At 65.7% G+C, this 20,723-nt stretch carries 20 protein-coding genes and 1 pseudogene; 6 read left to right on the top strand and 15 right to left on the bottom strand.

From position 1 onward, the window contains the following. Nucleotides 1-120: 120 nt before the first annotated feature. Both MUG98_RS07250 and cyaB read right to left on the bottom strand, forming a co-directional pair. Nucleotides 121-1,383 (bottom strand): methionine adenosyltransferase, encoded by a 1,263-nt coding sequence (locus MUG98_RS07250; protein ID WP_265111466.1) that lies wholly within the window; start codon nucleotides 1,381-1,383, stop codon nucleotides 121-123. Between the two features lie 90 nt (nucleotides 1,384-1,473). Continuing rightward, nucleotides 1,474-2,016 carry a class IV adenylate cyclase gene (gene cyaB, locus MUG98_RS07245; RefSeq protein ID WP_265111465.1) on the bottom strand — a complete coding sequence of 181 codons (543 nt, stop codon included), beginning with the start codon at nucleotides 2,014-2,016 and terminating at the stop codon, nucleotides 1,474-1,476. Between the two features lie 88 nt (nucleotides 2,017-2,104). On the opposite strand from cyaB, the gene MUG98_RS07240 reads away from it, so the two are divergent. Further along, nucleotides 2,105-3,067 carry an FKBP-type peptidyl-prolyl cis-trans isomerase gene (locus tag MUG98_RS07240; protein ID WP_265111464.1) on the top strand — a complete coding sequence of 321 codons (963 nt, stop codon included), beginning with the start codon at nucleotides 2,105-2,107 and terminating at the stop codon, nucleotides 3,065-3,067. A 276-nt stretch (nucleotides 3,068-3,343) separates the two neighbouring features. On the opposite strand, the gene MUG98_RS07235 is transcribed toward MUG98_RS07240, so the two are convergent. Further along, a complete protein-coding gene (locus tag MUG98_RS07235) occupies nucleotides 3,344-3,529 on the bottom strand; it encodes a hypothetical protein (RefSeq protein ID WP_265111463.1) in 186 nt (61 codons plus the stop codon). Nucleotides 3,530-3,540: 11 nt separating this feature from the next. Here MUG98_RS07235 and MUG98_RS07230 point away from each other — a divergent pair, with 11 nt between their 5' ends. Then, nucleotides 3,541-3,813, top strand: coding sequence for a DUF7972 family membrane protein (locus MUG98_RS07230; protein ID WP_486606255.1), 273 nt, complete (start codon nucleotides 3,541-3,543; stop codon nucleotides 3,811-3,813). A 22-nt stretch (nucleotides 3,814-3,835) separates the two neighbouring features. Here MUG98_RS07230 and MUG98_RS07225 read toward each other — a convergent pair whose 3' ends face one another. Next, a complete protein-coding gene (locus MUG98_RS07225) occupies nucleotides 3,836-4,462 on the bottom strand; it encodes an RAD55 family ATPase (RefSeq protein ID WP_265111461.1) in 627 nt (208 codons plus the stop codon). A gap of 216 nt (nucleotides 4,463-4,678) precedes the next feature. Between MUG98_RS07225 and pyrB the strand changes: the two genes are divergently transcribed. The 4 genes from pyrB (at nucleotide 4,679) to MUG98_RS07205 (ending at nucleotide 7,933) form a co-directional block, all read left to right on the top strand. Further along, a complete protein-coding gene (pyrB, locus tag MUG98_RS07220) occupies nucleotides 4,679-5,608 on the top strand; it encodes an aspartate carbamoyltransferase (protein ID WP_265111460.1) in 930 nt (309 codons plus the stop codon). Then, complete coding sequence (gene pyrI, locus MUG98_RS07215) at nucleotides 5,601-6,089, top strand: aspartate carbamoyltransferase regulatory subunit (RefSeq protein WP_265111459.1); 489 nt, start codon at nucleotides 5,601-5,603, stop codon at nucleotides 6,087-6,089. The genes pyrB and pyrI overlap by 8 nt, the downstream gene beginning before the upstream one ends. A 268-nt stretch (nucleotides 6,090-6,357) precedes the next feature. Further along, entirely contained in the window at nucleotides 6,358-7,209 is an 852-nt protein-coding gene (locus MUG98_RS07210; protein WP_265111458.1) for a hypothetical protein, read from the top strand. A gap of 445 nt (nucleotides 7,210-7,654) precedes the next feature. Beyond that, nucleotides 7,655-7,933: a hypothetical protein gene (locus MUG98_RS07205; RefSeq protein ID WP_265111457.1), complete on the top strand. Its 279-nt coding sequence runs from the start codon at nucleotides 7,655-7,657 to the stop codon at nucleotides 7,931-7,933. Between the two features lie 592 nt (nucleotides 7,934-8,525). Here the strand turns inward: MUG98_RS07205 and MUG98_RS07200 are convergent. The 11 genes and pseudogenes from MUG98_RS07200 to MUG98_RS07150 form a co-directional block, all read right to left on the bottom strand. Further along, nucleotides 8,526-8,773, bottom strand: a pseudogene (locus tag MUG98_RS07200) (RNA-guided endonuclease TnpB family protein); the annotation flags it as partial. Nucleotides 8,774-9,054: 281 nt separating this feature from the next. Continuing rightward, nucleotides 9,055-9,471: a hypothetical protein gene (locus MUG98_RS07195; RefSeq protein ID WP_265111456.1), complete on the bottom strand. Its 417-nt coding sequence runs from the start codon at nucleotides 9,469-9,471 to the stop codon at nucleotides 9,055-9,057. Nucleotides 9,472-9,609: 138 nt separating this feature from the next. Further along, the gene (locus MUG98_RS07190; protein WP_265111455.1) at nucleotides 9,610-10,377 is read right to left on the bottom strand and encodes an enoyl-CoA hydratase/isomerase family protein; all 768 of its coding nucleotides are present in this window, start codon (nucleotides 10,375-10,377) and stop codon (nucleotides 9,610-9,612) included. A gap of 161 nt (nucleotides 10,378-10,538) precedes the next feature. Continuing rightward, nucleotides 10,539-11,207 (bottom strand): helix-turn-helix domain-containing protein, encoded by a 669-nt coding sequence (locus tag MUG98_RS07185; protein WP_265111454.1) that lies wholly within the window; start codon nucleotides 11,205-11,207, stop codon nucleotides 10,539-10,541. Nucleotides 11,208-11,345: 138 nt separating this feature from the next. Further along, a complete protein-coding gene (locus MUG98_RS07180) occupies nucleotides 11,346-12,290 on the bottom strand; it encodes an ABC transporter permease (RefSeq protein ID WP_265111453.1) in 945 nt (314 codons plus the stop codon). Next, on the bottom strand, nucleotides 12,287-13,231 hold the full coding sequence (locus MUG98_RS07175) for an extracellular solute-binding protein (protein WP_265111452.1): 945 nt from the start codon (nucleotides 13,229-13,231) through the stop codon (nucleotides 12,287-12,289). The genes MUG98_RS07180 and MUG98_RS07175 overlap by 4 nt, the downstream gene beginning before the upstream one ends. Before the next feature lie 373 nt (nucleotides 13,232-13,604). Then, nucleotides 13,605-14,903, bottom strand: a complete 1,299-nt coding sequence (gene hemA, locus MUG98_RS07170; protein ID WP_265111451.1) for a glutamyl-tRNA reductase — start codon at nucleotides 14,901-14,903, stop codon at nucleotides 13,605-13,607. A gap of 4 nt (nucleotides 14,904-14,907) precedes the next feature. Further along, on the bottom strand, nucleotides 14,908-16,128 hold the full coding sequence (locus MUG98_RS07165; protein WP_265111450.1) for a radical SAM/SPASM domain-containing protein: 1,221 nt from the start codon (nucleotides 16,126-16,128) through the stop codon (nucleotides 14,908-14,910). Then, nucleotides 16,125-17,267: a YncE family protein gene (locus MUG98_RS07160; RefSeq protein WP_265111449.1), complete on the bottom strand. Its 1,143-nt coding sequence runs from the start codon at nucleotides 17,265-17,267 to the stop codon at nucleotides 16,125-16,127. The genes MUG98_RS07165 and MUG98_RS07160 overlap by 4 nt, the downstream gene beginning before the upstream one ends. 5 nt (nucleotides 17,268-17,272) lie before the next feature. Beyond that, nucleotides 17,273-18,427, bottom strand: a complete 1,155-nt coding sequence (locus MUG98_RS07155) for a hypothetical protein (RefSeq protein WP_265111448.1) — start codon at nucleotides 18,425-18,427, stop codon at nucleotides 17,273-17,275. 31 nt (nucleotides 18,428-18,458) lie between these two features. Beyond that, the gene (locus MUG98_RS07150) at nucleotides 18,459-20,279 is read right to left on the bottom strand and encodes a cytochrome D1 domain-containing protein (RefSeq protein WP_265111447.1); all 1,821 of its coding nucleotides are present in this window, start codon (nucleotides 20,277-20,279) and stop codon (nucleotides 18,459-18,461) included. Nucleotides 20,280-20,723 lie beyond the last annotated feature (444 nt).

Below are 20,723 nucleotides of genomic sequence, written 5' to 3'. Positions count from 1 at the left end.
CCGCTCCGAACTCGTTGAGTCTGTAGCATTACGTGGCAAGTGGCCGGATATCGATGACTCCATTCGATCGATCGCGTGAGGAACAGACAGCCAGGGCCGACCGGACCTCGGCTCGGTAGCTCAGAACGTCGAGAGTTCGTCGTCGATCACGCGGCGAGTGATCCCCGTGACGTCCGCCAGTTCGCGATCGACGATCGCCTCGATCTCGCTCTCGACGTCCGAGAGGGCGACGTCGTCGTCGGTCACGACGTGGACGTCGGCGACGTGTGGCCGGTCGATCGGGCGGCCGATCTGCGAGAGCAGGCGGACGCGGAGATCGCGGATCCCGTCGACGTCGGCGACGACCTCCTCGGCGATCTGGGTCGAGAGGAGGTTGTAGATCTTCCCGATGTGGTTGACCGGGTTCTTGCCGCTGGTGGCCTCCATCGACATCGATCGGTTGGGCGTGATGAGCCCGTTCGCGCGATTGCCGCGGCCGACTGAGCCGTCGTCGCCCTGCTCGGCGGAGGTGCCGGTGACGGTGAGGTAGATCGAGCCCTCCTCGTAGTCGTCGGCGGTGTTGACGTGGACCTCGACCTCGCGATCGGTGTGCTCGCTCGCGACGTTCGCGACGAACTCCCGGACGGACTCGACGGCGTCGGCGTACGCGTCGAGGTCGGCGACGTACTCGTCGATCATCGCGGCCGCGACGGTGACGTCGATCCGGTCTCCCTCGCGTTTCCCCATGATCTTCACGTCCGGGCCGAGATAGGGGTTTTCGCCGGCAAATTCGCCGTTCAGCCGCCGCTCGGCCTCGAGAACGATCTGTTCGGTCTCGGTCAGCGGCGCGTGGCCGACGCCGAAACTCGTGTCGTTGGCCATCGGGACGCTGACCGGGCCGGACGGCTCGTCGCCGCCCGCCGATTCCGAGGCGTCCGCGTCGGACGCCTCCCCGTCTTCCCCGAAGACCTCCTGCAGATCTCCGCTTCCCTCGCCGAGCTTGACGTCGACGACGATGTCCTCGCCGACCTCGAGCTGGGGAATCGTCTCCTCGAGATATTCGCGTGCGGCCCGGAGCGCGATCGTCTCCGTCGGAATCGTGTGGCCCTCGTAGTGTTTGGTCGCGCGGCCGACGATCAGCAGGTAGATCGGATCGACGACCTCGCCGCCGCCGAACGCGGGTGCCGCCTCTCCCGCGACGAGCTGGGTCTCGTCGGTGTTGAAGTGCAACACCTCGCCGACGCGATCGAGGTACTCGCTCGCGAGCGCCCTGGCGACGCTCTCGGCGACCCCGTCGCAGATGGAGTCGGGGTGACCGATCCCCTTTCGCTCGACGATTTCGACCTCCTGGTCCTCTACTGCCTGCCGGTCGATCGGTTCGACCCGGATGTTCCGCTCGCTCATTGCTGGTCGTAGACCCGTCGTCGTTCTATAACTTGCGGAAACAGCGCGCGCACGGAACATGAGTGGGGGTTATGCCCCCGAAGTGGCGAGTCAGGCCTCGAGAAGGAGTTCCAGGTACGAGGTGCGAAGCTGATCGTCGGGGTCGAGGCCCAACCGTTCGAGGACGTCGTAGGCACCCTCACGGGCCGATTCGAGGGCGCGTTCGTCCGCCACCTCCGTCTCGACCTCGACGTACTCGCCGACGTCGTCGACCGAGTCCAGCGTGATCGTGTACTCGTCGAGCGCGAATCGCTCGCGTTCCTTCCGGACCGTCGCGGCCGCCTCGAAGCCGAGATTCGTCAGCACCGCGTCCATCTTCTCGGCGTCCCCGACGGCGGTCTCGACTTCCTCGCGAGTTTTGGACTCGTCGTCGACGAGGGGCCCCTTGTAGGTGATGTGGGTTCCGCCGTCGCCCGTCTCGGAGCGTTCGGTCCGAATCCGCAGCGCCTCGTCGGTCGCTGAGAACGATCGATGGGGGGCGTCGTAGTAGGTGTCTTCCTGCACGACGGACCCCGTCGGCGTCGCCCCGACGTCGTCCAGCCGGGCCCGAACGCGCTCCAGATCGGCCGGGACCTTCACTTCCACCTCGTACATACCCGGTCCCACGGTCACCGATCGTAAGTATCGGTCGTTCCCGGGGGAAAACGTGTTCCTTAAATGTAGACGGCGGGACGTACAACGTATGACCGAGGATCAGGAGGCCGAGCTCGAGGAGCAGGCCGATGACGTTGAAGCGGACGAAGCGGGAGCCGAGGGGCTTCAGGAAGGCGACTTCGTCAAGATCGAGTACACCGCCTACACCGCGGACGGCGACCAGCTGGTCGACACGACCGACCCGGAGGTCGCCGAGGAGGAGGGCGTCGACGACCAGGGCCAGGAGTTCAAGCCCCGAACCATCGTGCTCGGAGAGGGCCACATCTTCGAGGACGTCGAAGAAGCCGTCATCGGGAGCGGGGCCGGCGACTCCGGCACCGTGACGATCGACGCCGAGGACGCCTTCGGCGAGTACGACCCCGACGACGTCCAGACCGTCAGCGCCGAGAAGATCGACGAAGACGATCGCTACCCCGGTGCGAACGTGCAGATCGACGGCCAGCAGGGCTACATCAGCACGATCATCGGCGGCCGCGCGCGCGTCGACTTCAACCACCCGCTGGCCGGCGAGGACGTCGAGTACACGTACACGATCGTCGAAGAGGTCGACGACCGCGAGCAGCAGGCCGCCGGCCTGTTCGAGATGTACCTCGGGATGGAGCCCGAACTCTGGATCGAGACGGACGAAGTCGAGGAGGAAGTCCCCGTCGAACCGGACGAGGACGAGGACGAAGACGACGAGCCCGCCGAACCCGAATTCGAGACCGAGGTCGTCGAGAAGGAGACGCTCTACCTCGAGGCCACGCCCCAGATGACGATGAACCAGCAGTGGATGATGGGCAAACAGCAGATCGGCCAGGACGTCATCGACAAGGTCGGCGTCGATCGCGTCATCGTCCAGGAGATCATCGACGGTATGGGCGGTATGGGAATGGGTGGCATGATGGGCGGTATGGGCGGCATGGGCGGCGGCGACATCGAGGACGCCCTCGAAGACGCCGACGTCGACGCGGACGAGATCGTCGAAGAACTCGAAGGCGCGGAGGAGTAAGTCGCCCACCGCCGTCGGTCACTGGACCACGAAGCTGCGCGGATCCGATTTTCGCCGGCGAGAACGGAGGACTGGACGGTCACGATGGTCGATTCGACGGGTGAGGAGACGAGTCCGCCGTCGAACCCGGAGACTCGCCGGATCACACAGCGGCTCCTGCTCGACGGCAACCGCGTCGTGCGTCGTGATCGCCGCGCTCCTCGCGATCGCGTTCGGAGCGGCGTATCTCGCCCTCACGATCGGCGGTACCGCACTGGTTGCGGACACGCAGCTATTCTACGCGTTCAGCGGGCTGATCGCGGGGAACATGGCGCTGATCACAGTCGTCACGAACAACCAGGTGCTGCTCTCCCGCGAACTCCAGCCGCCGAGTCCGACGCGGGCGTCTTCAACACTCTCTCGACGACGCTCGAGACGAACTTCGCCTCTCAGGTTCGTCGGCTCGAGGCGGTACGTCGGCATACAGTGCGGACCTGACGGCGGAGACAGAGGCGGGGATCGACGACCTGCTCGACAGGCTACGAGAGACGGACATTGCCCGCCAGTACTTCGAGTCGGTGTCCCTCCAGGTCGAACTCTCTCGGCTGTCGCGGGTCCTGTTCCACGCTGGCGCCCCCGCCGTCGGGATTTCGTTCGCCGCGCTGTTCGTTCTCACCGTCGGGTCGGGTCCGCCGTTCGACCGTACCGCCCGTTCGATCGTCTTCCCGGTCGCCGTCGCTGCCGGGACCGTCCCGCTCGCGTTATAGCGCCGAACGCAGGCGACGAGGGTTACGCGATGTCCCGACTCGTGTCGATCGCCACTTCCTCCACGAGTTCGAGTTTGATCGCCTCGACGGGCTGGCCGCCGCAGCGGAACTTGGGGACCGAGAGGTGGTTTTCGAGTTCGGTGCCGGTGATTTTGGTCCGGAGATCGAAGACGGCGTCGGCTGCGTGGTGGGTCCGCGCCCGGTTGTCGGGTTCGGCGTTCCCTTTCAGGCAGTGTAACACCGCGATGCTGTTCGTCTCGAGCATCTGGGTCTTGAGATCGTTGAGAAAGGCGACGTACTCGTCGGTGTCGGTTCGCTCGAGCACGTCCATCGTGTCGATGATGAGGTTCGCTCCGTCCGGGAGCGCACCGATGAGTCTGGTCGCCTCCTCGAGGGGCGTGTCACTGGTGACGTGTCTGACCGTCGGGCTACCGATCTCCGACGGCGAGGTTTCGATCGCGTGCCGGACGGCGTCGTCCGAGCGTTCGGTCGTGAGATACAGGGTCCCGCGTGCGGCGGTCAGTTCGTACAGGAGAAGCTCCGACTGGCTGTTTGCGTCGGCGGTATAGGCGACGATGCAACCCGGTGGCAACCCCCCGTCGAGTTTCCGATCCAACACGTCGATTCCGGTTTCCAGCCGACCCACCATACGATTGTGACCAATTGCTGTAGTGTCTGTATAACTCTTTGCCTTGAGTGTAGCCGCCAGTCCGCCGACCCTCGTTCGATCCGGCCGACGGCCCGAACCCGTTCGACTGGGTTCGATCTTCGCGCTGGTAGTTGGTCCCGGCTTCCCGTATAAATACGCGGGAACCCGACCGTGAATGGAGAGATTGAAGGGGGCGGCAGGTGCCTACACGAACGAATGCGCCACGATCACCTCATCACGAGCAAACAACTCTCGCGGGCGGACATCGAGGCGATCCTCGATCACGCGGCCGAGATCGACGCCGATCCGTCGGCCGTCGCCGACCGCCACGCGGACAAACTGCTCGGATTGCTCTTTTTCGAGCCCAGCACGCGGACGAAGATGAGCTTCGAGACCGCGATGAAACGCCTCGGTGGCGACGTGGTCGACATGGGCTCGGTGGAGTCCTCGAGCGTCAAGAAGGGGGAAACGCTCGCCGACACGGTGCGGGTCATCGAGGGGTACACCGACGCGCTCGTCCTGCGTCACCCGAAACAGGGTGCCGCGGCGATGGCCAGCGAGTTCGTCGACGTGCCCTTGCTCAACGCCGGCGACGGGGCCGGTCACCACCCGACTCAGACGATGCTGGATCTCTACACGATCCGGGAGAACGCGGGCCTGGACGACCTGACGATCGGAATCATGGGCGATCTGAAGTACGGGCGAACCGTCCACTCGCTGGCCTACGCGCTGTCGAACTTCGACGCGCGCCAGCACTTCGTCAGTCCGGAGAGCCTGCAACTCCCGCGGGAGGTCGTCTACGACCTCCACCAGCAGGAGGGTGCCCAGGTACGCGAACACGAGTCGATCGACGACGTGCTACCGTCGCTGGACGTGCTCTACGTCACCCGAATTCAGCGCGAGCGGTTCCCGGACGAGAACGAGTACCAGAAAGTCGCGGGCGAGTATCAGATCGATATGGATACGCTCGACGCCGCGAGCGACGACCTGACGGTGATGCACCCGCTGCCCCGCGTCGACGAAATCGCGCCCGACGTCGACGAGACCGACCACGCGGCTTACTTCGAACAGGCGCACAACGGCGTCCCGGTCCGGATGGCGCTGCTCGATCGGCTCCTCAGCGAAGGGGGTGACGGCGATGAGTGACGACCACGACCACCACGACGGCACCGACGATCACGAACTCCGGGTCAGCAAGATCCGCAACGGGACCGTCATCGATCACGTGCGGGGTGGCCAGGCCCTGAACGTCCTCGCGATTCTCGGCATCGACGGCAGCGAGGGCGAGGAGGTATCCGTCGGGATGAACGTCCCGTCCGATCGGCTCGCGCGCAAGGACATCGTCAAAGTCGAGGGACGGGAACTGAGCCAGGACGAGGTCGACGTCCTCTCGTTGATCGCGCCGGACGCGACGATCAACATCGTTCGCGACTACGAAGTGATCGAGAAACATCGCGTCGAACGACCGGACGTCGTCACAGGGGTCCTCTCCTGTCCGAACCCGAGCTGTATCACCACTGCCGGCGAACCGGTCACCTCCCGCTTCGAGGTGCTGGACGACGCCGTCAGGTGTTCCTACTGCGAGACGATCGTCCGGGAGGAGATCGCATCGCTGATCGACACCTGATCGGTAGCTGATCAGAACCCGGTCGACACCTGATCGGGGCAATCACGTTCCGCTGTGAGAAAATATCCAGAATCTCTAAGTGTTCGCCTGCTAACTATCTAGTCGCACATGTCCCGGACAATCAAGATCCTGATCGCCCTGTTCGTCGTCGCCGCCCTCTACAAAGTCGCTGCTGGCGGTTCGTCGGAGGTCGACGTCGAGTACGAACCGACCGAATAACACCGCTCGATTCCGAACGGCTTACCCGCGCGGCGTCGTACGGCCCTGTATGTACGGCGTCGTCACGCGGAACGCTGAAGAAGTACGGTGGCCGGAGTTCGACCGCGGCTTTTACGAGGTCAAAGACGTCACCGGCCGGTCAGCCGAACCGATCGCGGACGGCGTGAACATGGTCTCCTGTTTCGGCGACAACGCCGCCGCGGACGCCGACCCGTCGCTCGTCACGGTCGACGACATGGGCCGTCCGGCCACGCGCGACCGGCAGTACTTCGACTGGGCGTACATCTGCCCGTCCCGAGAAGATTACCGCGAGGGGCTGTTCGAGATCATCGACGACTGCGTCGACGCCAACGACGACGTCCGCCTCGACGATATCGGGTTCCCGCGAGCCGAGTACTGCCGGTGTGGCGTCTGCGAACAGCGCTTCGACGGTAGCGACTACGACGATCGGTTCGAGTGGCGGGCGAGCGTCATCACCGAGTTCGTCGCAGACGCGGTCGATCGCATCCCCGGAACGGTGTACATGACGCTCTATCCGGACCCCTACCCCGGCCACCTCTACGAACGCGCCGGCATCGACCTCGCGGCGCTCGAGGAGTACGTCGACGAGTTCGTCGTTCCCCTGTACGACACGGCCTACGAGACGACCTACTGGCTGGAGACGATCGCGCGGGGGTTCGAGAGTGCGCTCGAGACGCCGTTCGATATCGAACTCTACGCAGTCGATGTCGACGTAGACAACCTGATCCACGCCACCGAGGTCGCCGAGGCGTACGGGAACGACGTCTTCTTCGGCTACGACGCGAGCAACGCCCGAGCGGCGCTTCGGCGGCGGCGGGCGGACGAGCGTGACGGCGTGACCCACGGTGACCCCGAATCCGAATCCGATTCCGGCTCCTGATTCGGACCACCTCCCAAGCGGCGATTACGTCCCAGTACATCCCGATTGCGGCTCCGATTTCCGGAAGCGAGGTACCGCTTTCCCCGTACTTCCGCCGGGCCGATCGATCGAGCCGTTTCGTCGGGTGGTCTCGTGCTTCCCACTGGAACCGACGGCGGCCTTTATTGTACTCTCTCGCGCCGTCCGGGACGAGCGAGGAGTTCTCCTCGTCGAGTGAGACCGATGACAGACCAACAGCAATCGCAGTACGATCCGACCGCACAGGTTCAACGGACGACGATGACCCAGGGACAGGAGGCGATGGAGCAGGCGATCGATCCCCAGCGGAACGTGGTACGGATGGCTCTGAGTGCGATGAAGTGGCAGGAGACGACCCAGAGACAGGGGATCGAGATGACGACGTCGATGCTGCGAGGTTTTCCGGGGCCAGCAGTTCACGGAGTCGATGATGGAGAGCTACCTGCAGGGACTCGAGGCCGTCGCGCCGGAGATGGAACGCGCGATCCAGAAGGGGATGTCCGCCGCGGCCCAGCCCCAGTCGGGGCAGGGCCGGGAGATGACGGGTGGACGACAGATGGCCGGACAGCCGAGTGGGCAGGGGACCGGTCAGATGGAACGGGAGCGGATGGGCGGTCAGCAGATGGGACCGCAGCACCGATCGCCCCAGGGGATGGGTGACCGATCCCAGCCACCGGCCCAGGAGTATCCACAGACCGGTGAGTAGGTCCCAGAGGGAACGTCGTACGGCGGCGAGTCGACCGGACGGCGACCGCCCCAGCAGATGGCTCCGGGCGGTCAGTCCGGACCTCAGTCGCAGCCACAGCCCCAGCACGGGACGCCACCCCAGGAAGGCCAGTTCGACCGTGAGGAGCGGCAGGGCTACCAGCCCCCTCACAGCCACAACCGCAGCAGTCGGGACCCCAGGAACGACCACACGAACAGCGACAGCAGGGGGGCGATCGACCTGCGGGCGGACGATACCAGGAACAACCCAGTCGGGGCTCCGAGATCGATCAGCCGACACAGCGGCGACAGTCGTCCCAGTCTCGCTCCGAACGCGGCGAGCCGCGTGACCAGTACTCACAGCGGATCGACACCGATCGGCGCGAGCGCGGCCGGGAGCGCCGGGGGCAGTCGATCGCGCAGGACCAGCAGGGGCAGGGCGAACGGACGGATTCGCGGCAGCCCGAATCGGCGGTCGATCGCGCTCGCGAGGAGCGGGAAGCCGAAGACGCCGACGCTCGGTCCGATCGACCACGGGAGGACACCGACGAGCAGCCCCAGAACGAACGGTGAATCACCCCCCTTGAGGGCGGTACCGTCCGACGGATCTTCCGTTTGACCTCGGCAACCTCGACGCGCTGTTTCTCGGTGTTCTGACTCCCGTGTTCTTTCCGCGAGAGTGCGTTGCTCGCGACGTCGTCGTTCGTAGTCATCGTTGCGGTGGAGCCAGTTCCGGAAGCGGGCGGTGGTAGCGGATTTTCGTCCAACCGACTTTGCTGAAGCGCACGTAGGCATATCCGTCTCGACCCCTCTTTTCATCGAGGTCGAAGCCCGACTGGTTACCTCGTCGCTTGGATGAGGTCGGTAACGGCGGCTGTTTTCCGTCGCAATCTATTGGTTATAAAATCAGTTTACTCAATGATTTGTATCCTGCCTATCGGATTCATCACCGAGGTCAGGCCTCGAGGTATTCTCCTATACCGCTTGATAAAACGACCGCTACGGCGGATCGACACGTACAGAACGCGACGGTCGGGTACCGATCGCGACAGGGTCGAAAAAGCCAGTGTCAGCGGGCATCCGACGAGTTGGCGAGCGTCGCTCGGGAAACCGATGTCGCTGTTATCGCCTGTCGTCGTCGACGATGAGGTCGTCATCGTCGTCGCTCATCATGCTGTCATCGTCGTCACCGATCAGTTCGTCGTCGTCACGGCCGGTGTCAGTTCCTCGATCGCGACCCGTACCGGTGTCGGTGCCAGCGACACCTGTCGATCCGGCACCAGAACTGCCAGTATCGGCCATGTCGCTCTCGAGGTGCACCTTGTCTGTCGTGACGGATGCGATCGCTTCCTCCTGGAGCGGGTACGTGTCTTCGTCGGTCCCGCCCCACCCGAGTTTCGCCTTGATCGTGTCGGTAATTCCCGGGTCCGGTTCGACGTGGGCCGTTCCGTGTTCGACGTCGGCGATGATGCCGACGTCCTCGCCGTGTTCGTTGACGACGGTCTTGCCGATGTCGTCGTCGGTAAACTGTGGGGACATTGCGGTATGACGGACGCCAGACAGGTGCAAGATGGTGGTGCTTGCGGTGGCCTGCGGCGGGAGCCGTGGCCACCGTAACCGGCCATTAGCCAGTGCAAACGCGCCTCAACGGTGACTTACTCGATCGCTTCGGCGTCCTCACTGGTTGAACTCCGGATCGCGCCCCTCGAGGAAGGCGCTGACGCCCTCCTCGTGGGAATCGGAACTGCGCGCCTGGACCTGCAACAGGTTCTCGTAATCGAGCGCTTCGTCCCAGTGGCGACTCATGTTCTCGTGCATCGCCTGTTTCATCAGCCCGATGACATCTGTGGGACGACGGCCGAGCCGATCGACGGTGTCCGCGACCCGGTCGTCGAGTTCGTCGGCCGGGACCGACTCGTTGATCAGGTCGAGGTCGGCCGCCCGATCGGCGTCGAAGAACTCGCCGGTGAACGCGAGTTTCTTCGCGGCCCGGAGCCCGACGATGTGGGGGAGCATGAAGGTCCCGCCGGTGTCCGGAATGAGGCCGACGCGAACGAACGCACAGGAGAACGTGGCGTCCGCGGCGGCGTAGGCGACGTCCGAGAGGGCGACGATCGCCAGTCCGGCGCCGACGGCGTCACCGTTTACTTTCGCGACGATCGGGACTGGACACTCGAGCATCGCCTCGACCACGCGGCCGAAGGTCTCGGTGACCTCGTCGTACGACTCCATGGGGGGTGCGGGTTCCTCCGCCATCGCCTCGATGTCGCCGCCGGCGCTGAACGCGTCGCCTTCGCCCGTCACGACGATCGCGTGATACGCCTCGGGCGAAGCGTCCTCGATCGTATCGGCGAGCGTCGCCGCCGTGTCGGTCGTGAGCGCGTTGAGGACGCCAGGGCGATCGAACGTGATTCGTAGCACTCCGTCGTCGCTGTCGACGTTCATGTCACGAGAGTGCGGGGCGGCGGTAATAATGGTGGTCTTTCGGGACAGATCCGAGTGAAAGCGGGTGATCCGTCTGGCCAGGGGGCGACGATCGGGCAAAATAGCGAATTACGACGGACCGCTCGTATACACGTGATTCCGTGTGACGGCCGGGGCTCCCATCAGTTCGACGGGATCGGTGGTGCAGTCGTTTCCTCTTCGGAGACGTTGAGTTCGGAGGTCACGAGCGCCCGGTAGGCGCGGCGGAGCCGTTCCGAGAGCGCCTGGTGGGAGATGTCGAGTTCCTCCGAGAGTTCCTGCATCGAGACCTCGCGCGGGATCTCGAAGTAGCCGTGATCGATCGCCGCGACCAGCGTCTCGTACTGGCGGGAGGTGAGCCCACACTGGGAGTGGCTCTCCTCCGTCATGTCGAACAGGCGAACGATCGTCGGCGTGACGTCCTGGTCGACGAGTCGATCGTAGAGCGAACTCACGCCCTCGCGGTCGGTGAACCGGATGCTCAGCAGCCACGTCCCGTTCGAGGCCGAGGCGCTCAGTACCGTTCCGTCTTCCTCGAGGACGACCTCGAAGATGTCGAGTGTCTCGGGATCGAACTCGATGTCGTACAACCAGCGATCCTCGTCCTCGCTGATCAGCGCGAAGTCGCCGATCGCCGACGCCTCGTCGAGACCGTCCTCGATCTCCGACTGCGATGCGCCAGCCAGCCACAGGCCGTGGCCTTTCGATGCGATGACTCGTTCCATCTCGCACGTGAGCGATGGGATGGACTCGAACAGCTCGCCCATACCCGTTCCGTCGGCCGGAATCTCGATGTCTGCGATTGAGGTCATGGTGTCTCGTCCACGGATACAACAGGGAACGCAATAACCCCGATTCCAAAAGGATTAGTAGGGGCCAAGAAGACTTTCAGGACCGTGTGACCATTTTGACGGTCGTAGAACGACAGATCGAACACGTCGCGCCAGCCACTACCGGCTGGGCGTTCCGAGGAACTGGACGAGGCAGCCGACGACCAGCGCAATCGCGAGCAACGCCAGCGCGATCGGCACGATCGCGTCGAGGCCCTGCGAGATCCGCAACACTTCGATCCGCGTCGGCATCGTTCGCGGGTTGTAGGCGACCATCATCGTCGCCCCGAACTCGCCGATGGCGCGGACGAACGTCAGGACCATCCCGGCAGCGATGGCGTTTCGAGCGAGCGGCAACGAGACGGACCACGCCGTCTCGACCGGGCCGTAGCCCAGCGTCCGGGCGGCCTCCTCGAGACGTTCGTCGACGCCGTCGAAGCCAGCCCGCGCGCTGACCACGAGAAACGGCGCGGCGACGAAGGTCTGGGCGAGTATCACGCCGGCCCGGCTCCCGGTCAGTGGGATCCCGAACGCGGCGGCCGCCGCCCCGATCGGCGCGTACCGGCCGAGGACGGTCAGCAACATGACCCCACCGACGATCGGCGGGACCACGAGCGGCAACAGGACGGCGGCTTCGACCAGCCGTTTGCCCCGAAAGGTGCCACGCGAGAGGACGTAGGCGAGCGGGACGCCGAAGACCGTCGAGATGACCGTCGCGATCGGTGCGGTCACGAGCGAGGTCCTGATGGCCTCCTGTGTCGACGGCTCCGCGAGTCCGCCGACGACGTCGACCGATCGCACCTGGCCGAAGAAGGCGACGAACGGGACCACGAAGTACGCGAGCAGGACCGTCCCGAGCAGCACGGGCACGGCGCGTGGGCTCGTGACGCGATCGAGCGCGGCCCCGACCCGACTCGTGTGGCCGCTCTCGCCGCTGGGAGTGCCACGGGACCGAGGGCGCCTGCTGGTCACGTTACGAGACCCAGTGGCACCACCGGTCGAGTCACGGGAGCGCGACAGACCGGGATCGCGATCGCCGTCGCCGGATGGGGTTCTACCGGTCATCCGCCGAGTCCCTCCGGTGGCTCACCGTGACGGCGGGGAAGCGCGTCCGGCACTTGTAATCCGTGTTCGGCGAGCACGTCGGCGTCCTCCAGGAGATAGTCGACGAACGTCCGGCCGGCCTCCGGCCGGTCGGCATCGGTCCGGACCGTCGCGTTGTAAACGATCGGCGACCCGGTCGCGGTGTAGCCGTCCGCGGTCGTATACGTCACCTGTTCGTACCGGTCTGCGTACACGGGATTCGAGAAGTTGTACGCGTCGGGCAACGCGAGAAACGGCAGGTCGTGGTCGACGGCCATGTTCCGGTAACACACTGCACAGGCCCGGTCTCCGGCCTCGATGCCCGCGAGCAACGCGGATTCGCTCGGCTCGCGATAGACCCGATCGACCATCGACGCGCGGAACCCCTCGAGGTCGTGCTCGCGCTCGGCGAGTTCGAAGAGCAGAACCGCGCGATACCCGAGTGGGTCCAGGTCCGGATCGCTGATCGCCACCTCGCCGGGATCCGCGTCCGCGAGCACCTCGTACCACGGCTCCCCGTCGGCCAATCGGTCGCCGACGTCAGTCCGCGGGTCGTAGGCGATGCCGACGGCGTTGGCGGCGAACTCGACGTCCCAGTCGGCGTGATCGGGATAGAGTCGCTCCCGGAGGAGGTCGACGTCCGCACTGATCACGACGTCGGGATGTTTGGTCGGTTCCTCGATCATTCGCACGACGGCGTTCGAGCCGTGGTACTCGCCCTCGTACCGGATCCCGGTGTCGTCCTCGAAGGCTGGTCCCACGTGTTCCTCGAGGACGACGGCGAGGCTGCCCGCGGCGAGCACTCGGACGCGATCGTCTTCGGCCCCGAGACACCCGCCGACGAGCCCCGTCGTCGCGCTTCCCACGGTGGCCAGTACGGCCCGACGGCCGTGGCGGGTCGCCGGGCCGGCGTCTGTGTCCATGCTCGCAGTTCGAACGGGGACACAAATATAACTACTTTCGATCCTTATTCCCCAGGAACATAACCACAAGTGCTTACCTGCCCCTGCGTCTGCCGTCCCATCTCGGGAGCGTACCCACGGCGTAACGGGATCCCGTTTCGGCCGATCGGTCGGTCGCAGACGTCGCCGCCGACCGATGCCGGGTAGCCGTCCAGATCGGGCGACGGATCGATATGGAAGCGGAACGATCCCTTAATCGACCGCCGGTCGCGCTGGCAGCGTCGGCCCCGGATCGCGTCGTCGGTCACCGCGTCCCGTCTCGAACGCGGTTGTAACGCGAAGGGTACGACGGCCCAACGGGGCCGGAGCCGGGGGACTCGACTCGTACGCCGAGTTACTCCGGTTCCTCGAGGGACGCGTCGAGTTCGAACAGCCGGTGTGTGGCTTCGATGACCGCATCGTCACCGTTGCGTGCGGCCGTCCGAAGTCGTTCGGTGGGCGACCCGAGCAGCGCGGCAGTCAGCCCGCTGGCGAAGTCCTCCAGCACGGTCTCGGGGTCGTCCTCCCCGTTTTCGAGGCGCGCTCGCGCCCGTTCGAGTTCCGTCTCTCGAATCGCTGCCGCGGTGCGATGTAACGCACGGAGCGTATCCTCCGCGCGGTTCTCGCGCTCCCGGTCGACGAAGGTCTCGACGGCATCGGCAACCGCGTCCTCGACCGCCGGTACCGCCTCCTTCCGGCCCGCGACGGCATCGTCGATCCGGTCTTGCACCGCGTCGAGATCCACCACCGGAATGGCCGACTCGCGAACGGTGCCGGCGACGTCCGGAGGGGTCGCCAGATCCACGATCAGCGTGTCACTCCCGACGCCCGCCGCCGTCTCGGGGGTCAGTACCGGGTCCGCTGCGCCCGTCGCCGTCACGACCGCGTCGGCCTCGACCAGCGCGGACTCGAGGTCGTCGAGCGGCCAGTACCGACCGTCCCCGGTGGGAAGCCCTGGCGCAGTCGTCCGATTGACGACGTCGACGCGGCCGTCCCATCGATGAGCGGCCGCGTTCGCGACCGAGGTCGCCATCTCTCCCGCGCCGACGACGACGAGACGGGACGGAGAACCGACGTGGTCCGCGATGATCTCGCAGGTCGCGCTCCCGTAGCTGACGCGTCCCTCGTTGATTTCGGTCTCGTCGCGGCAGGTCCGACCCACCGAGACCGCCGTATCCGCTGCGCGCGTCAACACGCCGCCGGCGAGCCCCTCCTCGAGCGCCGCCTCGAACGTTCGACGGACCTGCCCCAGGACGTGATCCTCACCGAGCACCTTGCTGTCGAGACCGCAGGCGACGCGCGTCAGGTGTTCGACGACGTCGAGCCCCGTCTCCGTCTTGACGGTCTCGCAAGTGCCGAGCGCCTCACGCGCGACGCGGAGCGCCGCGTCCCGATCGGCCGGAGTGCGAGTACTGAAATACACCTCGACCCGGTTACACGTCGCAAGGACGACCGCCTCGGTGACGCGATCGTGCCGCTTGATCCGACGGGCGAGCGCGAGTGTGTCGTCCGGCGCGATCGCCCCCAGTTCGTCCGTCGAGTGAGTTCCGTGGCTAATTCGGCAACACGCGAGTCGCCGAACGCTCTTCGGGACCGCCCTCGCCGGGACGGGGTCGGCTTGCAGGTCGGTTGGCGCCGAGTTGGGAGCGTGCATCGGTCTAGTCGATCGTGACTGGAACGTCGATCGTGGGCGCGTGGTCGGTTCGCCGTTCGTCCATACCCAGCTCGGCGTCGGTGAGGTAACACCGCGGATCCTCGGCCCAGAGGTCGTCGTGCACTGCAGCGGCGCGGGCACGGGAGTTCCCGCCACAGACCTCCTTCCACGGACACCGTCCGCATCGACCGGTCAGCCGTCCGGACGGTTCGGCCAGCTGGTCCCAGAGATCGCTTTCGGCGAGGATCTCGTCGAGCCGCCGGTTTCGAACGTTCCCGAGGGTGTACTGTGAGAGGAACATGCTCGGGTGGACGTCGCCGCGATGGTCGACGTTGACCACCTTCGGGCCGGCGTCGCCGTTCTTTACGACGCGACCGGGCCCGTCGTCGAACAGGAGGTCCCGGGCCCGATCGGCGTGCTCCGGCGTGTCCTCCCGAATGCGGTGGTAGAGATAGACCGCGTCGGCATAATTGCCGGCGGTCAGGATCTGCATGTCGGGATTGGTCTCGGCGAGTTCTTTGGTGCGCTCGTAGAGGTACTCGAGCATCTCTCGAGTGCGTTCGAACTCGAGGTCGGCGTCGGTGATGTCGCCGCCGCGGCCGGAGTAAATGAGGTGGAAGACGTTGACGCGGTCGATCCCCTCCTCGACGGCGAGGTCGATCACCGCAGGGACGTCGTCGACGGTTCCCTCGGTCATCGTACACCGGATCCCCGTCCCCATTCCGGCGTCGCGGGCGTTTCGGAGCCCGTCGCGAGCCCGTTCGAACGCTCCTTCGACGCCGCGGAACTCGTCGTTGGTCGCCCCGATGCCGTCCAGCGAGACGCCGACGTACTGCATCCCGGCGTCGGCCGCTGCCCGGGCGCGCTCCTCGGTCAGGAACGTGCCGTTGCTCGAGGCGATCGGACGCAGGCCCTGCTCCGCCGCGTACCGGGTGAGTTCGGCGAGGTCGTCGCGGAAGAACGGCTCACCGCCGCTGAACACGAGTACCGGCACGTCCATTTCGGCCAGGGAGTCGATGAACGCCCTGGCTTCGGCCGTCGACAGCTCCTCGCTGTCGCGCTCGTCACAGGCCCCGAAGTAGCAGTGCTTGCACCGCAGATTGCACGCAGGCGTCGTGTTCCAGACGACCAGCGGGACGAGCGCATCCCTCGTGTGACGCTTTTCGTAGCGGATCTGTTCCGGGCGATTGTCGAGTCCTCTGATAAGGCGTGTCAGGTCGATCATTGGTCCACCTCCGGGCGGAAGATACCGCTTGGCTTCTCACCGAGTCCGTCGATTCGCCGGCCGACCGTCACGTCCGCCGGCCGATCGTCGGCGAGCGGCCGGGTGTCGAGCACCGCGAGGTCGGTTCGCTCCATGTTCCCGACGTAACACTCCTCCCCCCTCGGTCCGAAGACGACGTGGAGCGGTTCCCCACCGACCTCGACGCGACCGGCGACCGACAGGTCAGCCAGGTCCAGGATCGTCACGAACGGTTCCTCGTAGGAGTCGACGATCGCGTAGCGGCCGTCCGGCGTCACCGCGGCGAAGCCGGTCGCCGTTCCGACGTCGATCAACGCTTCCGTCGGCGACTCCTCGCCGGCCGCGACCGCCTCGAGATCGACGACGGCGACCCGTTCGTCCTCGCGGGCCGGGAAGAGTCCGTACCGATAGCCGGGGCCGTCCGCGACGGCGAAGCCGTGCGGGTTCGTCCCCGTCTCGGCGGTACAGCGGATCCGATCCGCGTCCGAATCGACGAACGAGGCGGACGATCCGCCAGCGTGGTTGACGACCACCAGCCCGTCGTCCGCGAGCACGTAGAGGTCGTGTGGCTCCGCGCCGACGGGGATCCGGGCGTCGACCCCCATCTCGACGTCGGCCCCGAGCGCGAGGACCTCGTTCTCGGTCTTCTGGCCTACGTACAGCCGATCGTCCGGCCCGATTCGCATACCGGAACTTCGGGAGAGCGGTCGTGTGCCCACCGGCTCGAGTCGGCCGTCGTCGCCGATCGCGAACGCCAGGACGCCGGGGTCGGACGCCTCCGGCAGGTCCACGGCGGTGCCGACGAAGAGCAAGTCGCCGTCGGAACCGAGTGCGCTCCCGACGGGCATCGTTCCGAGTCCGTCGACGCGTTGAACCGTTTCCAGCCGCTCGAGATCGAGCACCTCTACGTGGGCACTCGAGATGTACAGGAGATACGCGACGGGCGCGTCCGGGTGGAACAGCACCGCGTGCGGGTACCGCCCCTCGCCGACCCGTGCGAGGACTTCGCCGCCGTCGAGGTCGACCGCACTGAAGTGGCTGCTTGCAGCGTTCTTTACGATCGTCGGTGTCCGGGACGAGCGGTCGGTTTCGGCGGATACGGTGTTGGTATCGAAAGTCATGGGTATCACCCTCTGTCGGTACGGAAACAGCCAGCGGGCCCGGCCCCGTCGGGCACGTCGATGCTGGTTACGATCGGGTCGTGGTCGGGATCGAATCGGGGCGCGTCGGCGTTCGAGCGGATCGCGTCGACGTCGACGACGGTCACCGCGTCGTCGTCGACGCTGGGGACGTAACAGACCCGACCGTCCGCGCTGAACCGCGGATGACGCGGCGTCGGGCCGGTCTCGACTCTCGCGAGTATCTCGAGGGCCGCCGGCTCGAGGAACGTGACGCGGTCGTCGTCGTACGCGTCGACGGCGACCAGCGCCCCGTCGGGCGTCGCGTCGGTGAACGCGGTGGCCGTTCCGAGCGGGACGTGCTCGATCGCCGTCGAATCGGTGTCGCCGCGTCGAACCGCGTCCACGTCGACCGCCGTGACGCCGTCACCGTCGGTGTTCCCGACGAACCACCGGTCGCTGGCCGGAACGGCCGTTCCCCCTCGCGGATTCGGAGCCGGAACCGATCCGAGAACCGACGCTTCGAGTACGTCCACGAACGTCACGCTCCCCGCGTCGACGTTGTTCACGCCCAACAGCCCGTAGGCCGGTTCGTACACCAGATCCTGTGGACCGCCGGCGACCTCGAACCGACCGCGTTCCTCGAACGGTGGCGTCCCGGAGACGCGGATAACCTCGTCGGCGTCCTTCAGTGCGACCCAGAGGTCGTTCCGGGCGTCGACCGTGAGGCCGGCTGCCTTTCCGATCGGGACTTCCGCGACGGGCGTGACTCGCTCGTCGTCCGTCCGGAAGACGGCCAGTCCTGGTCGATCGTTCCCCGGAAGGCCGCCGTAGGTGCTGACGAACAGATACCGTCCGGTTCGGGTCAGGACCGCTCCCACCGGCGCAGTGGCGACCCCCTCGACGCGATCCGCGACGGTGAGCGTCCGGAGATCGACGACCTCCAGCGCGTTCGACGCCATGTAGGGGACGTACGCCCAGCGTCCGCCGGGATGGACTGCGAGCGCGTGAGGCTGACGCCCCTCCCCGACTCGGCTGAGCGGCTCGTGTCTCCCCGCGTCGATCGCCGTGAACCCCTCTCCGCGGAGGTGCTTGACGAGGGCGAGCGGACGCGGGGCTCGTCGGGTTTCGGCCCCGATCGCGTCGGAATGGGTGTTTGACATGAGCCTGTGGGCACGGTATCGATCGGTACGGTTAGTGTCCCTCCGCGCGGACGCCGAGGAATTTCCCGGTCGGTGCCAGCAGATCCTCGATCTGGGTCAGCAGTTCGCCCGTGTTCGGATCGAACACGAGGATCGATTCGTTGTCACCCTGCCAGACGCTGATGTACACTTTCTCGCCGTCACGGCTGAACTCCGGATGAATCGCGGCGTCAGCACCCCACTGGCTGCAGTCGATCTCCTGGTCGACCTCGAGGGTGTTTGGATCGATCGTGTAGACGTACGCGTCGTCCTCGGTGTCGGTGAGGATGACATCGGCCCAGACGTAGTCGCTGTTCTCGTGTTTTCGGATGAACAGGCCGGAGCCTCTGACGTCGATCATCTCCTCGGCCTCCCACGTGTTCGTGTCCCAGACGCCGACGCTCGGTGCACCGGCGTGCGTCGTGAACGCGAGGTCCTCGTCCGGGTACAGCGCGCCCGGCCCCGGGTGTGGAACCGCATCCATCGGGATCGCGGCGGCGTGTTCCCGCTTCTGGGTGTCGACGATGTCCATCTGGTTGTCCGTCTGGGAGGCGATCATGAAGTAGCGTCCGTCCTCCGTGAAGAACCCGTCGTGAAGGGTTCGACCACACTCGATGGTCGCCACGACCGGGAAGTCGTCCTGGGTGTAGTCGATGAGCCACACCTCGCCGCCCTCCTTGAGGCCGGCGAGGAAGAGCCCTTCCTCCGGGACGTCGTACAGCGAGCAGACGCGGCTACCGAGGCTCTCGCCGTCGGGATTGACGGTATGGGTCGGGATCCGCTTGAGCGGCTCCATCGTGTCGGCGTCACAGATGACCAGGTGGTTTGGGTTGTAGAACCCGCCGATCACGTAGTCACCGTCCCGGGAGACCGCGATGTCCCGGGCGTCCGTCCCGGCGTCGGCCACGGCGACCCGTTCGAAGTCGAACAGGTCGATCTTGTACATCTCTCCCTGCCGCGACTGCGTGTACACGTACGCGCCTTCGCGCGTCTGCTCGGGCAGTTCGGGATGGAAGTCGTGAACGTGGATCGCCTTCCCCACGTTCTCGACCCGCTCCAGGAACTCGTCGTTGACCGTGTCGATCATCGCCACCGACCCGTTGTTGCGTTCGGTGACGACCATGATATCCCGCAGGTCGAGGTCGTGCTGTGGCTCCTGGGCCAACTCGCTCTCTTCTTTGAGGATCTCGTGACGCTCTTTCAGCGTCTCCATGTCCGTGAAGTCCACCTCGTCGACGGATTCGCCCTCGGGAACGACGTACAGCTGACCGTTCATCTGGGCGTGTCCGTCGCCACAGTAGACCGAACACTCGAAGTCGAAGGTCCCCTCTTCATCGGTGACGAACGTGACCGAGTCGAACGCCTCGTCGTCGGTGCTTTCGGGCAACTCGATGGGGCCAATATCGTACGGGTCCTCGAGGTAGAACGAGTGGAGCGCGAAGTCCGAGGCCTTCTCGAAGGTCGACTTCGTGAACTCGATCGTCAGCTCCGTGTTCGGCGGGACCCGGATCTCCTGGGGCTGGAACTCGTACTGATGGGCCTCCAGTTGAACCGTCTCGCTCTGCTCCGCCTCCGGCGTTCCCGAGTCTTCGTCGTCATCCGACGGCGTACTCTGCCCCGTTTGATCCCCACAGCCGGCAAGCGCCGCCGACGCAGCCACAACGCCGCTGGTCTTCAGAAACGTCCGACGACCCGGACTCGGCAATCCCATCTCGAAGCTCAACTCGTCGTCGAAATCCAGGTTCTTCGCGATCTCTCTCGAAGCGCTCAAGTGGCGCTTGATCCGTTCCTCGTGGTCCTCCATCGACGTAGCCGCGGACTTGGGTTGTGTCATTTTCGGCCCCCTCGGCACGTGGTAATACCGAACCCCCCTCCAAAACGGGAGACGGACGTTTCGAGTTTGCGAGAAATGGGTGGAAGATGTTCGCATGAGGATTTTTACCTCGGAGATCCAGCGACGATTTCGAGGGGAAACGGATGCGGGTCGGGGCGACTGCCGCGGCCACCACGGACACCGACGCTGATCGCCTCACCGATAGCCGCGACGTCACCAGCGCGTTCGGTCACCGACTTCCAACGACCGGGACGTCCAGCGATCGGTCCGGTCGGCGGTTCCACGTTGGTGGCAGTGGCGGGCCACGCCACCGAAGTCCCCGCTCGGCGCGGCAGTCCGGGGCGCTTCCCAGTGCATAGGATTCGCCGGTACAGTCATCTATAAACCCGCCGACGATACAACCGATGGCGCCGGATCACTCGGAGTCGAAACCGCGAGGGGACC

Origin of the sequence: Halosolutus halophilus, from assembly GCF_022869805.1 — an archaeon.
Classification (GTDB): Archaea; Halobacteriota; Halobacteria; order Halobacteriales; family Natrialbaceae; genus Halosolutus; species Halosolutus halophilus.
Note: the sequence above shows the minus strand (reverse complement) of the source record. Positions and strands in the feature narration are given on the sequence as shown.

Excerpts from the sequence above, each read along its gene's own strand:
- MUG98_RS07210 (WP_265111458.1), top strand. The coding sequence starts at position 6,358 with ATGTACGGCGTCGTCACGCGGAACGCTGAAGAAGTACGGTGGCCGGAG.
- MUG98_RS07190 (WP_265111455.1), bottom strand. The coding sequence starts at position 10,377 with ATGAACGTCGACAGCGACGACGGAGTGCTACGAATCACGTTCGATCGC.
- MUG98_RS07235 (WP_265111463.1), bottom strand. The coding sequence starts at position 3,529 with ATGCCGACGTACCGCCTCGAGCCGACGAACCTGAGAGGCGAAGTTCGT.
- hemA (WP_265111451.1), bottom strand. The coding sequence starts at position 14,903 with ATGCACGCTCCCAACTCGGCGCCAACCGACCTGCAAGCCGACCCCGTC.
- MUG98_RS07240 (WP_265111464.1), top strand. The coding sequence starts at position 2,105 with ATGACCGAGGATCAGGAGGCCGAGCTCGAGGAGCAGGCCGATGACGTT.
- pyrB (WP_265111460.1), top strand. The coding sequence starts at position 4,679 with ATGCGCCACGATCACCTCATCACGAGCAAACAACTCTCGCGGGCGGAC.
- MUG98_RS07150 (WP_265111447.1), bottom strand. The coding sequence starts at position 20,279 with ATGACACAACCCAAGTCCGCGGCTACGTCGATGGAGGACCACGAGGAA.
- MUG98_RS07175 (WP_265111452.1), bottom strand. The coding sequence starts at position 13,231 with ATGGACACAGACGCCGGCCCGGCGACCCGCCACGGCCGTCGGGCCGTA.
- MUG98_RS07160 (WP_265111449.1), bottom strand. The coding sequence starts at position 17,267 with ATGACTTTCGATACCAACACCGTATCCGCCGAAACCGACCGCTCGTCC.
- MUG98_RS07165 (WP_265111450.1), bottom strand. The coding sequence starts at position 16,128 with ATGATCGACCTGACACGCCTTATCAGAGGACTCGACAATCGCCCGGAA.
- MUG98_RS07225 (WP_265111461.1), bottom strand. The coding sequence starts at position 4,462 with ATGGTGGGTCGGCTGGAAACCGGAATCGACGTGTTGGATCGGAAACTC.
- MUG98_RS07180 (WP_265111453.1), bottom strand. The coding sequence starts at position 12,290 with ATGACCGGTAGAACCCCATCCGGCGACGGCGATCGCGATCCCGGTCTG.
- cyaB (WP_265111465.1), bottom strand. The coding sequence starts at position 2,016 with ATGTACGAGGTGGAAGTGAAGGTCCCGGCCGATCTGGAGCGCGTTCGG.
- MUG98_RS07155 (WP_265111448.1), bottom strand. The coding sequence starts at position 18,427 with ATGTCAAACACCCATTCCGACGCGATCGGGGCCGAAACCCGACGAGCC.
- MUG98_RS07250 (WP_265111466.1), bottom strand. The coding sequence starts at position 1,383 with ATGAGCGAGCGGAACATCCGGGTCGAACCGATCGACCGGCAGGCAGTA.
- MUG98_RS07185 (WP_265111454.1), bottom strand. The coding sequence starts at position 11,207 with ATGACCTCAATCGCAGACATCGAGATTCCGGCCGACGGAACGGGTATG.
- pyrI (WP_265111459.1), top strand. The coding sequence starts at position 5,601 with ATGAGTGACGACCACGACCACCACGACGGCACCGACGATCACGAACTC.
- MUG98_RS07205 (WP_265111457.1), top strand. The coding sequence starts at position 7,655 with ATGATGGAGAGCTACCTGCAGGGACTCGAGGCCGTCGCGCCGGAGATG.
- MUG98_RS07195 (WP_265111456.1), bottom strand. The coding sequence starts at position 9,471 with ATGTCCCCACAGTTTACCGACGACGACATCGGCAAGACCGTCGTCAAC.